10 protein-coding genes are annotated in these 11,872 nt (G+C 65.0%); 3 read left to right on the top strand and 7 right to left on the bottom strand.

The window, feature by feature from the left end; translation table 11 throughout:
* Positions 1 to 128 precede the first annotated feature (128 nt).
* Entirely contained in the window at positions 129 to 374 is a 246-nt protein-coding gene (locus ACE10Z_RS17090) for an Lrp/AsnC ligand binding domain-containing protein (RefSeq protein WP_016845986.1), read from the top strand.
* 54 nt (positions 375 to 428) lie between these two features.
* Here ACE10Z_RS17090 and ACE10Z_RS17085 read toward each other — a convergent pair whose 3' ends face one another.
* A complete protein-coding gene (locus tag ACE10Z_RS17085) occupies positions 429 to 1,355 on the bottom strand; it encodes a c-type cytochrome (RefSeq protein ID WP_375788961.1) in 927 nt (308 codons plus the stop codon).
* A 165-nt stretch (positions 1,356 to 1,520) separates the two neighbouring features.
* On the opposite strand from ACE10Z_RS17085, the gene ACE10Z_RS17080 reads away from it, so the two are divergent.
* Positions 1,521 to 1,943: a CHRD domain-containing protein gene (locus ACE10Z_RS17080; RefSeq protein ID WP_375788960.1), complete on the top strand. Its 423-nt coding sequence runs from the start codon at positions 1,521 to 1,523 to the stop codon at positions 1,941 to 1,943.
* Between the two features lie 91 nt (positions 1,944 to 2,034).
* Here ACE10Z_RS17080 and ACE10Z_RS17075 read toward each other — a convergent pair whose 3' ends face one another.
* The 6 genes from ACE10Z_RS17075 to ACE10Z_RS17050 form a co-directional block, all read right to left on the bottom strand.
* Positions 2,035 to 2,481: a c-type cytochrome gene (locus ACE10Z_RS17075; protein ID WP_375788959.1), complete on the bottom strand. Its 447-nt coding sequence runs from the start codon at positions 2,479 to 2,481 to the stop codon at positions 2,035 to 2,037.
* A gap of 103 nt (positions 2,482 to 2,584) precedes the next feature.
* Entirely contained in the window at positions 2,585 to 4,894 is a 2,310-nt protein-coding gene (locus ACE10Z_RS17070) for a xanthine dehydrogenase family protein molybdopterin-binding subunit (protein WP_375788958.1), read from the bottom strand.
* A 139-nt stretch (positions 4,895 to 5,033) separates the two neighbouring features.
* On the bottom strand, positions 5,034 to 6,563 hold the full coding sequence (gene murJ, locus ACE10Z_RS17065; RefSeq protein WP_375788957.1) for a murein biosynthesis integral membrane protein MurJ: 1,530 nt from the start codon (positions 6,561 to 6,563) through the stop codon (positions 5,034 to 5,036).
* A 103-nt stretch (positions 6,564 to 6,666) separates the two neighbouring features.
* Positions 6,667 to 7,818 (bottom strand): DegT/DnrJ/EryC1/StrS family aminotransferase, encoded by a 1,152-nt coding sequence (locus tag ACE10Z_RS17060; RefSeq protein WP_375788956.1) that lies wholly within the window; start codon positions 7,816 to 7,818, stop codon positions 6,667 to 6,669.
* Positions 7,819 to 7,867: 49 nt separating this feature from the next.
* The gene (locus ACE10Z_RS17055; protein ID WP_375788955.1) at positions 7,868 to 8,884 is read right to left on the bottom strand and encodes a Gfo/Idh/MocA family oxidoreductase; all 1,017 of its coding nucleotides are present in this window, start codon (positions 8,882 to 8,884) and stop codon (positions 7,868 to 7,870) included.
* 249 nt (positions 8,885 to 9,133) lie between these two features.
* Positions 9,134 to 10,546: a mannose-1-phosphate guanylyltransferase/mannose-6-phosphate isomerase gene (locus ACE10Z_RS17050; protein ID WP_375788954.1), complete on the bottom strand. Its 1,413-nt coding sequence runs from the start codon at positions 10,544 to 10,546 to the stop codon at positions 9,134 to 9,136.
* Positions 10,547 to 10,881: 335 nt separating this feature from the next.
* Here ACE10Z_RS17050 and ACE10Z_RS17045 point away from each other — a divergent pair, with 335 nt between their 5' ends.
* Positions 10,882 to 11,868, top strand: coding sequence for a lysylphosphatidylglycerol synthase transmembrane domain-containing protein (locus ACE10Z_RS17045; protein ID WP_375788953.1), 987 nt, complete (start codon positions 10,882 to 10,884; stop codon positions 11,866 to 11,868).
* Positions 11,869 to 11,872: the final 4 nt, after the last annotated feature.

Below are 11,872 nucleotides of genomic sequence, written 5' to 3'. Positions count from 1 at the left end.
CCGCCCGGCGGCAGCAAGTTCGCCTGACTTTACCGCGAGTTGGCGTTGCCTTGACGGCCTGCCTTGGCCCCTTGCTTTGGCCGCCCGTTTTTGGCCTATAGTCGCGGAAATCCTCGGAGACGACTTTGATGGTTCCTTTCTTCGTCCAGATCAAATGCAAGCTCGGCCAGTCCTACACCGTCGCCAACGCGCTGGCGGAAGCCGAGATTGCGTCCGAGATCTATTCCACCGCGGGCAATTACGATCTGCTGGTCAAGTTCTACGTCGACCACGACACCGACATCGGCCATTTCATCAACGAGAAGGTTCAGGTGATCCCGGGCATCCAGGACACCCTCACCATCATCACCTTCAAGGCGTTCGGCGCGAAGTAGACTGCGAGCTCACTTTTGTTCTGGCCGGGCAGAAGCGCATCTTGATGCGAGCTCTCAGGATTCCTTCTTCTTCACCGGCTTCGGCGGCCCCTCGACCGGCGGCAGCGACTTGATGTATTCGGCGATCGCGTCGCGATCGCCCGGCGAGAGCTGCGAGGTGTTGCGGATCACGCGCACCATCGATCCGCCGGCACTATCGCCGTCCGGCGTCTGTCCGCTCTCGAGGAAATAGGTGATGTCCTTCGCGCTCCAGTCCGCGATCCCGCGCGGCGTGATGTTGGGCACCCAGCCTTCGCCTTCCGGATTCGGGCCACCGGCGAAGCGCTGCGAGCTGATGATGCCGCCGAGGAAATTGCGCGGGCTGTGACACTCGGCGCAATGGCCGAAGCTGTTGACGAGATAGGCGCCGCGATACCAATGCGCCGAGCGGCTCGCATCCGCGACGAACGGCTTGCCGTCCATGAACAGGAATTTCCAGACACCGATATTGCGCCTGATGTTGAAGGGAAACGGCACATCGTGGCCGCGCACCTTGCCGGCGACCGGCGGCAAGGTCTTCAGATAGGCGAACAGGTCGCGGACGTCATTGACCCTGGCGTGCTGATAGGACGTGTACGGAAACGCCGGAAAATAATGCGTCCCCGACGGCGAGGTGCCCTTCATGACCGCGGTGACGAAATCAGCCTCGCTCCAGCGGCCGATGCCGTCGTTCGGGTCGGGCGAGATGTTCGGCGCATAGAAGGTCCCGAACGGCGACGGTATCGCGAGCCCGCCGCCGAGCCTGGTGCGGTCGTCCTGCTTCGGCACCGCATGGCAGGAGGAACATCCTCCCGCATTGAACGTTGTGAGCCCGTTGGCCAGGTTGGGCTGGTAGGCGGGCAGCGCGCTCGCGGCGACGGTCGCGGGGATCGTCAGCCACCAGAACACACCGAAGCCGATCAGGCCGGCCAAAACGGCCAGGAGGAGAATTCGTCGCAACATTCACCGATCCGTCATTGGTCGCGTCAGTTCGTCAACCAGTATGATGGCAACCAGCCGCACAAGCTCGCATCAAATTTGCCGCACTCACGATCATTTTGGGAATAAATCCGGAGCGCTGCGGTTTGAAGTTTGCAACCATCGTGTGACGTCAAAGGGGAGAGAACCATGCCAAACAAGACCTTGCTTGCCACGCTGACACTGGGCGCCGCAATCGCCCTCGCCGGTCCGGCGTTTGCCGAAAAGCTGCACGCCAAACTGGACGGCAAGTCCGAAGTGCCTGCGAACGCCAGCGCCGGCACCGGCACCGCCGACATCGACTACGACGCCGCCACCAAGAAGCTGAGCTGGAAGCTGACCTATTCCGGCCTGTCGGGCCCTGCGACCGCCGCGCATTTCCACGGTCCCGCCGAGGCCGGCAAGAATTCCGGTGTCGCGGTCGCCATCCCGAACGCGACGTCGAGCCCGGTCGAAGGCAGCGCCACGTTGACCGACGCGCAGGCCGCCGATCTCCTCGCCGGCAAGTACTATGTCAACGTCCACACCGCGGCCAACCCGGGCGGTGAGATCCGCGGCCAAGTGACGAAGTAGATCTCACGAAGTAAGACTTCAACAAGAAACGGCCGACACAAAAAGGGCGGACGCCTCGCAGCGTCCGCCCTTCTCGTTGACCGAATGGCGATCAGCCCTTCTTGAGGCGATAGGTCTCGTGGCAGCCGCCGCACTGCTTGCCGATCACGGTCAGCTCGGCCTTCAGCGTGTCGACATCCTTGATCTTGCCCTTGGCGTCGGCGACGGACCTGGCAAAGCTCGCGATGTGTTGCTCGAAGCCGGTCTTGTCTTCCCAGATCTTCGGCCCGGCGGAGTAATCGCCATCCGTCTTGAGGCCCTTGCTGCTATCAGGGAAGAGCGTCGGCAGCTTCTTGGCGGTGTCCTCGAACTTCGCCAGCGCGGCGTCGACCGTTGCCTGGTCGTACGGCTTCTCGCCCTTGATGATGGCCCCGAGCGCACCGGCGTTCTTGCCGGTTTCCTTCATCTGGGCCTGGGTCTGCTTGACCTGATTTTGGTCGGCCACCACCGCCCCCGCACTCAACGCAAGCATCGCTGCAACGACGACAATCCGCTTCATCGGCAAAACCCCTCAATCCTGCTCTGTCCCGGTCCGCAGGTGCGCGGCCGGCCTGATTTGCAAACACCGCAGGCGGAATCTTCATTCCGCCTGCGACAATTTATCAGAGATTATGGCGGCGCTGCGCCTCGCGGATCGCTATCCAGACCCGCTCCGGCGTGGCCGGCATGTCGATGTGGTCGATCCCGAACTCGCGATGCAGCCCCTCGACGATCGCGTTGACGACCGCCGGGCACGAGCCGATCGCGCCGGCCTCGCCCGCGCCCTTCACGCCGAGCGGGTTGGTCGTGCACGGCACGTTGTGGGTCTCGAACACGAAGGACGGCCCGTCGGCGGCGCGCGGCATCGCATAGTCCATGAACGTGCCGGTGACGAGCTGACCGTCGGCCGGGCTGTAGACCGCCTGCTCCATCAGCGCCTGCCCGATGCCCTGCATCGCGCCGCCATGAACCTGGCCCGCAAGCATCAGCGGATTGAGCGTGACGCCGAAATCGTCGACGATGACGTAGCTGACGATCTTGATGATGCCGGTGGCGGGATCGATCTCGACCTCGGCGAGATGCGTGCCATTCGGATAGGTGCCGTCGGCGCTAGCGAAGGTCGCGCTCGAGTTCATCTTCGACGTATCGCCGCCGAGACGCTTGGCGAGATCGGCAAAGCTGACCGAACGGTCGGTGCCGGCGATGCGGATGCGGCCGTCGGCGATCTCGAGATCGCCGGCGCCGGCTTCCAGCGCCTGCGCCGCAAGCTCCTTCAGCTTGTTGCCGAGCTCGTGCGTCGCACGCTGCACGCTGACGCCGCCGGACGGGATCGATGCCGAACCGCCGGTGCCGAGACCGGTCGCGATCTTGTCGGTGTCGCCCTGCAACACATGGACGCGCTCCGGCGGTACGCCGAACTGCTCGGCGACGATCTGCGCATAAGCGGTCTGGTGGCCCTGCCCGCTCGACTGCGTACCGATCAGGATCGAGATATCGCCGTTGGGATCGAGCGCCACATTGGCGGTCTCCTCGCCCATGGTGCCGCAGACCTCGACATAGCTCGCCATGCCGATGCCCCGCACGAGGCCGTCCTTCTTGGCGGCCTTGGCGCGCTTCGGAAACTCCTTCCAGTTGGCGATCTCCATCGCGCGCTTCATATGCGCGACGAAGTCTCCGGAGTCGTAGACCTTGCCGGTCGCCGTCGTGTAGGGCAGCGATTTCGGCGGAATGAAGTTCTTCCGCCGGATGGCGTCCGGCGTCATGCCGAGCTTTCGCGCGGCGGCATCCACCAGCCGCTCGATGACATAGGCGGCCTCCGGGCGGCCGGCGCCGCGATAGGCATCGACCGGCACCGTGTTGGTGAACACGGTGCGGACGCGGCAGTGGAAGGCCTGGATGTCATAGAGACCCGGCAGCATGCCGGCGCCGCCATGCGGGATATAGGGCGCGAAGGTCGAGAGATAGGCGCCCATGTCGCCCATCAGGTCGACGTCCATGCCGAGGAATTTGCCGTCCTCGGCGAGCGCCATCTTCGCGGTGGTGAGGTTGTCGCGGCCCTGCGCGTCGCCCATGAAATGGTCGGAGCGCTCGGCGGTCCATTTGACGGACTTCTTGAGCTTGCGCGCCGCGACCGAGATCAGGGCATACTCGCGATAGGGAAACAGCTTGGTGCCGAAGCCGCCGCCGACATCCGGGCAGATCACCCGCATGTTCTCCTTCGGCATCTTCAGGATCATGTCGCAGAGGATCTCGCGCAGGCGGTGGCTGCCCTGGCTGCCGATCGTCAGCGTCAGATGATCCTTCCTGGCGTCGTATTCGGCGACCGCGGCGCGCGTCTCCATGAAATTGGTGATGACACGCGGATTGACGATGGTGATCTCGGCCACCGCATGCGCCTTGGCGAAGGCGGCCTCGGCGGCGCCCTTGTCGCCGATCGAGACGTCGAACAGCAGATTGCCGGGCTTGTCCGGCCACACCTGCGGCGCGCCCTTCTTCACCGCATTGATCAGGCCGGCGACCGCCGGCAGCGGCGTCCACTTGACGTCGATCGCCTCGATCGCGTCGCGAGCATGATCGACGGTATCGGCGACCACAAAGGCGATGGCGTCGCCGACATGGCGCACTTCGTCCTTGGCGAGGATCGGATAAGGCGGTGCGGTGAACGGATCGGTTTCGAGATTGAACAGGCACGGCAGGCCGCCGAGCTCGGCGACATCGGCCGCGGTCAGAATCAGCGCCACGCCGGGCATGCCGCGGGCCTTGCCGGCATCGATCGTGTAGGTCGCGTGCGCATGCGGCGAACGCAGCATCAGCGCGTGCAATGCGGGAGACGGGGCGACGTCGTCGGTATAGCGGCCCTTGCCGCGAATCAGAGCGTCATCCTCCTTGCGCCGTACACTTTGTCCGACGCCGAACTTGATGGGAGCTGCCATCGTCTCTCCAATTGCCTTGGTTGTTTGTATGCATATTGGCGTGGTTGTCAGCGAAGCGCAAACCGCTTTCCGCCGCACCCGGCGCTATCCCAGCGCTATCCCACGGCTAGTTCCTATGCATTTGATTTGACAGGTAAAACTATACACGCCGCAGCGCGAACAGCCAGCCGCGGCCGAACAGCGTGAGGATAAGCAAGGCGTAGACGAAGGCGCCGACCGTGATCAGCAGCAGCAGGATCATCTCATCGCGAAAGATCTGCATCGGCGCGAACCACACATAGGCGAAATGCGAGGTCAGCCACAGCGCGAGCGCGAGCAGCAGGCCGCAAATCGCGAAAGTGCCGAACGAGCGGATCAGCGCGCGATCGAACGCGAGATAGCCGCGGCGCACCGCGAACAGCAGCACCAGCAGCAGATTGACCCAGGCTCCGACCGCGGTCGCGAGCGCGAGCCCGACCTGCGCCAGTGAGCCGACCAGCGCGATCTTCAGCGCGACGTTGACCGCGACCCCGGTCAGCGCCGCCTTGACAGGGGTTGCGGTATCCTTGCGGGCATAGAAGGTCGCGACCGCGCTGCGGATCATCACAAAGGGGATCAACCCGACCGCATAGGCCGCGAGCGTGGCGCCTGCGCTCGCGGCATCGGCCTTCGAGAAGGCGCCGCGGGCGAACATCGCGCGCATGATCGGATCGGCAACCGTCAGGAACGCCGCCACGAACGGCACCGAGAACAGCAGCGTGAAATCGAAGGCGCGGCGCTGCGCGGCCATGGCGCCGGTGTGATCGTCGGCGGTCAGGCGCCGCGACATCTCCGGCAGCAGCACGGTGCCGATCGCGATCCCGATCACGCCGATCGGCAACTGATTGAGACGGTCGGCATAGTAGAGCGCCGACAGCGCGCCGGCGGGGAGAAAGGTCGCGATGATGGTGTCGGCAAACAGCGCCACCTGCGTTCCCATCGAGCCCAGGGTTGCCGGCCCCAGCGCGCGGAAGAAGCCGCGGACATCCTCGTCGAGCCTCAAGGGCGCGAATCGCGGCAGGCCGCCATGGCGCCCGAGGTCGCCGGCGAGCAGGAAGAACTGCAGGAAGCCCGAGATCAGGACGCCCCAGGCGGCAGCGTGGCCGGCGCTGGGGAAGAACGCGGCGAGCGCCAGCGTCATCATCATGGCGAGGTTGAGGAAGATCGGCGCCGCGGCGGCGCTGGCGAATCGATGCATCACGTTGAGCATGCCGCCATAGAGCGTCACCAGCGTGATCAGCAGCAGATAGGGAAAGGTGATCCGCGTCAGCTCGATCGCGAGCTTGCGCTGGGCTGCGTCCTCGGTGAAGCCCGGCGCGAGAATGCTCATCGCCTGCGGCATGAACGCCATCGCCACCACCAGCAGAATCACCTGCGAGGCGAACAGCAGCGTGAAGATGCGGTCGGCGAACAGCCGCGCCGACGCCTCGCCGCGCTCGCCATGGACATGGGCATAGGCCGGCACGAAGGCGGCGTTGAAGGCGCCTTCGGCAAAGATCGCGCGGAAATGATTGGGCAGCCGCAGCGCCACGAAGAAGGCGTCGGCGACCGGCCCGGCACCGAGGATCGCCGCGAGCATGATGTCGCGCGCGAACCCGGTGACCCGCGATAGCAGGGTATAGCCGCCGACGGTGAAGATGCGCCCAAGCATGGGCTGCTTCTAGCGCATCATCACCCTACGTCAAAATGACGTATTCAGGACGTTAACGATCTAGGCATGATCCAGCCCGAAAACCGGAAGCCACTTTTCGGGATCATGCCTGTAGCGCGCTGCGCACAGCCGCGATGACGCGGTCCTGCGCCGCCTCGTCGAGATAGGGGTGCATCGGCAGGGCGATGACGTCCTTCGACAGGCGCTCGCTGACCGGCAGGCCGCCGTCGGCAACCGGATAGTGGCTGTAGGCGGTCTGCTGATGGACCGACTTCGGATAGTAGATCATGGTCGGCACGCCCTGCGCCTTCAAGGCGGCCGCGAAGGCGTCACGATCGATGCCGTTGGTCAGACGGATTGTGTACTGCGCCCACACCGAGGTGCAGCCGGGAGCCAGGCGCGGCACCGAGACCAGGTTGCCGAGCGCCCGCGAATAGCGTTCCGCTACCTTGTTGCGCGCCGCGATCTCGTCGTCGAAGATCTTCAGCTTCTCGAGCAGGATCGCCGCCTGCATGGTGTCGAGCCGCGCAGTGAGGCCGAGCCTCACGTTGTCGTACTTGTCCGAGCCCTGGCCGTGCACGCGGATGCTGCGCAGCGTGCGTGCGAGTTCCTCGTCGTCGGTGAAGATCGCGCCGCCGTCGCCGAAACAGCCGAGCGGCTTGGCCGGGAAGAAGCTGGTGCCGGTCGCAAGGCCGAAGGTGCCGAGCTTGCGGTTCTTGTAGGTTGCGCCAAAGCCCTGCGCGGCATCATCGAGCACGAACAGGCCCTCGGCCTCGGCGACCGCGCCGATCGCGTCGTGATCGGCGCTCTGGCCGAACAGATCGACCGGGATCACGGCAACCGGCTTCAGCCCGCGTGCCCGTGCCGTCGCAATGCCGCGCTTGAGCGAATTGACGTCGATGTTGAAGGTCTCTTCGTCGACATCGACGAATACCGGCGTCGCACCGGTCAGCGTCACGACTTCGCCGGTCGCGCAGAAGGTGAAGGTCGGGCACAGCACCGCATCGCCCGGCCCGACATTCTTCGCCATCAGGACCATCAGCAGCGCGTCGGTGCCGCTGGCGCAGCTCACCACATGCTTGGCGCCGCTATAGTCCGCCAGCGCCTTCTCCAGTGTGGTGACTTCCGGACCGTTGATGAACTGGCAATGGTCGAGCACGCGCGCGACCGCGTCATCGATCGACTTGCCGAGCCGCCGGCGCTGCGCGGCGATATCGATGAAGGGAATGGGCTCAAGCTGCATATGCTGGTTCATGGAAGCTCTTTGCACGTGTTGAATGGATGACAATCAGCCAGTGAGGCAATCAGCCGGCGATGCGGCGCGGTCCCTTGCGCATCGTCGAGGCGGCGGGCCGCGCCGGCGATTCCAGGCAGCGGATCGCGATCTCGAGGCTCGCCACGCCTTCATCGCCGGACACCGCCGGCAGCTTGCCGCTGCGCACGGCATCGAGGAAGGCGATCAACTCGGCGCGCAACGGCTCGTCGTGACCGACCGGCAGATGACGCATCGAATAGCTGCCGTCCGGCTTGAAGCCGAAACATTCGGTGACCTGGCGCGTGAGCAGGTCGCCCATCACGTATTTGCCGCGGGTTGCGACCGTCACGTTGCGCGCCTTGAACGGCGTCAGCCAGTTGGTGTTGATATGGGCGAGCACGCCGGACGCCGTTCGGAATTGCAGCAGCGCGATGTCTTCGCGCTCGGCGACCGCGCTCGAGAGCTGCGGCTGCACCTCGACGATGTCGGACTCGGTGAACCAGCGGATCAGGTCGATGTCGTGCACGGCGAGATCGATCACGACGCCGACATTGGACATCCGCGGCGGGAACGGGCCGACCCGGGTGATGCCGATCGACAGGATATCCTCGCCCGAGATCGCCTGCTTGATGGCAGCGACCGCCGGATTGAAACGCTCGACATGGCCGACCATCAGCGTGACGCCGGCCCGCTCAGCGGCCGCGACGATCTCGCGGCCTTCTTCGACCGTGGATGCGACCGGCTTTTCGACCAGGATGTGGATGTTGCGCGCGATGCAGGCCAGCGCGATCTCGTGATGCAGATGGGTGGGTGCCGCGATCGTCACCGCATCGATGCCCTCGGCAAGCAGCTGATCGAGGCTCTCGAAGGCGCGGCAACCGACCAGGTCGATGGCGCGTGTGCGGTGTTCCGGCAGCGGATCGACGATGCCGATCAGCACGACGCCGGGCAGTCCGGCCAGCACGCGGGCATGGTTGCTGCCCATCACGCCGGCGCCGATCACGCCGACGCGCAATGCGCGGCCGATATCGGCCCTCGCGCCGGCTGCGGACAATTTTGCATTCATATCGTAGACCCCAAGTAGCGTTCTGGCGGTTGTCCCGGCTCCTCAGGGAGCCATACCGGCTCCGAGGGAATCAGACCAAGGCCCCTCGTCCCGATCTGCGCCTTTGGCGCAAATCACCCCGCTTCATTGGCAGCCGCTATAGCACGGCGTCACAAATGTGGCGAATGCCAAGGACGAAATCCGGACACGTTTTGATTCAAAGAGTTACATCGTCCCGCGCCCGGCGATTGGCGCGGGAACCGGCTCGCCTCAGCTGCGCCGGTAGTCGTCCTCGATGCGGATGATGTCGTCCTCGCCGAAATAGCTGCCGGTCTGCACCTCGATCAGCTCGAGCTGGATCTTGCCGGGATTCTCCAGCCGGTGCACCGCGCCGATCGGGATGTAGACCGACTCGTTCTCGTGCACCGTCTTGATCAGCTCGTTGACGGTGACCTGCGCGGTGCCGCGTACCACGATCCAGTGCTCGGAGCGGTGATGGTGCTTCTGCAGTGAGAGCCGTCCGCCCGGCTTGACGATGATGCGCTTGACCTGGTGGCGGTCGCCATTGTCGACCGATTGATAGGAGCCCCAGGGGCGATGCACCTTGATGTGGTTCTCGGTCACCCCGGGCGCCGCGACCTTCAATTTCGCGACCAGCCGCTTCAGCCCGTTGGCGTCCTTCTGGCGTGACACCAGCACCGCGTCTTGAGTCGCGACCACGACGAGGTCGTCGACGCCTTCGAGCGCGACCAGCGCCCGGTCGGTCGAGACGTTGCAATTGCGGGAGTCCTCGAACACCGCCGCGCCGCGCGCCGCGTTGCCGAGACTGTCCTTGTCGGAGAGCTCCCAGACCTGGCGCCACGAGCCGATGTCGGACCAGCCGCACGCCACCGGCACCACCGCGGCATGAGCGGTCTTCTCCATCACGGCGTAATCGATCGAGATCGCCTTTGCCGCGCCGAACGCCGACGCATCGAGCTTGACGAAGCCGAGGTCGCGCGTCGCTGACGCAACCGACTGCTCCACCGACGCAATGCTGCCGGCATCGACGTTGCGATACTCGTCGAGCAGCACGCCGGCGCGGAACATGAAGTTGCCGCTGTTCCAGAGATAGCCCGCATCGATATAGCCTGCCGCCGTCGCGGCATCGGGCTTCTCGACGAATTTTGCCACCGCGCGCACCTCGCCGGCGACCACCTCGCCCGGGCTGATATAGCCGTATTCGGTCGCGGGCCGTTCCGGCTTGACGCCGAAGGTCACGATGCGGCCGGCTTCGGCAGCCACCAATCCGCCGCGGCACGCGGCGACGAAGGCCGGCGTATCCCGCACCAGGTGGTCCGCGGCGAGCGCCAGCACGATCGCCTCGCTGTCACGGCTCTGCGCGAATGCCGCACCGGCCGCGATCGCGGGCCCGGAGTCGCGGCGCATCGGCTCCAGCAGCACATCAGCCTCGCGGCCGATCTCGGCCAGCTGCTCCAGCACCATGAAGCGATAGGCCTCGTTGGTGATCACGATCGGCCGCTCGAACAGGCCGGCGTCGAAGACCCGCAGCAGCGTCTCCTGGAAGGTCGAGCGCGCCCCGAACAGCGACAGGAACTGCTTGGGATGCACCTCGCGTGACGCCGGCCAGAGCCGCGTGCCTGCACCGCCGCACATGATCAGGGGGATTATTCGCCGGTCCATCAATACCTCAAGTCCTGTCGTGTCCGCGGACGACACCCTAAGATTTTTCCCGGGCAGCCGCAGCGGGCGGCCGGATTACCTCCAAAGCACGATCCGAGCAGTATCACGCGTGCCCCCGCACGTCTGGTCGGATTTTACCCGTATTGTAAACCCCGGGTGAGTGCTGTCTTCCCCAGCCCGGCCTCTTTAGCCGCCCCGTCGAGCGGACCGCAATAGGGTCGGTACGGGTATTGCCAGATCGGTGCGGAAACCATACCAAGGCGGCGAATTTGGGCGCGCGAAAGCGTTTTGCGCTGTTTTTGACACATTCTGAAAACCTGGCAGCGCGAACGGAAATGCGCCGAATCCTGCTTTCGACCGTCAAGATCCTGATCTCGGCTGCGCTGCTCTATTTCTCGCTGCGCAAGGTCAATCTGTATGACCTCGCCTCCCGCATCCAGGTCGAGAGCCTGGGCTGGCTCGGCCTCGCGATCGCGGTCACCTTCCTGCAGATCTTCCTCGGGGTGTTGCGCTGGCGCGAGATCAGCGTGGAGTGCGGCGCGCCGCTGGAGACATCCCAGGCGATGCGCTTCAACGTGATCGGCACCTTCTTCAACCAGACCCTGCCGTCTTCGATCGGCGGCGACGCCGTGCGCCTCTGGCTTGTCGCGCGCGCCGGTGCGGGCTGGCGCGCAGCCACCTATTCGATCTTCGTCGATCGCGCGGTCGGACTGATCGCGCTGGCCGTCGTCATCGCGGCCACCCTGCCCTGGAGCTACCGGCTGATCTCCGATACCAACGGCTGGATCGCGTTGCTGCTGCTCGACCTCGCCGCGCTCGCGGCCGGATTTGGTTTCCTCGTGATCGGCCTGTTGCCGTGGCCCTGGCTGAAGCAGTGGTGGGCAACGCACCACATCCACGCCTGCGCGGTCATCGCGAACCGGGTGTTGTTCAGCCGCAAGCACGGATTGCGGGTCGCGACCCTTTCGATCGCCATTCACGTGGTGACCGCCGTGATCGGCTGGTGCGTGGTGAAGTCGATCGCGGCCCCCGTCACCTTCGGCGAGATCTTCCAATTGTTGCCCCCGGTGATGTTGATCACGATGATGCCGATCTCGATCGCGGGCTGGGGCGTGCGCGAGGCCACGATGGCGCTGGCCTTCGGCTATGCCGGCTTGATCGCAAATGAAGGCGTCAACATCTCGCTGCTGTTCGGCGCGGTGTCGTTCGTGGTCGGTGTGTTCGGCGGCCTGGTGTGGATCCTGAGCCCGGAAAAGGCCGCCAAGGGCGCCGAGCCGATCGAAGTCCCGGGATCGCAATCGCGAATCCCGGGATCGCAATGACCGG

It is taken from the genome of Bradyrhizobium sp. Pha-3 (assembly GCF_042258615.1).
GTDB lineage: Bacteria > Pseudomonadota > Alphaproteobacteria > Rhizobiales > Xanthobacteraceae > Bradyrhizobium.
This window is presented reverse-complemented; position numbering and strand designations above follow the sequence as displayed.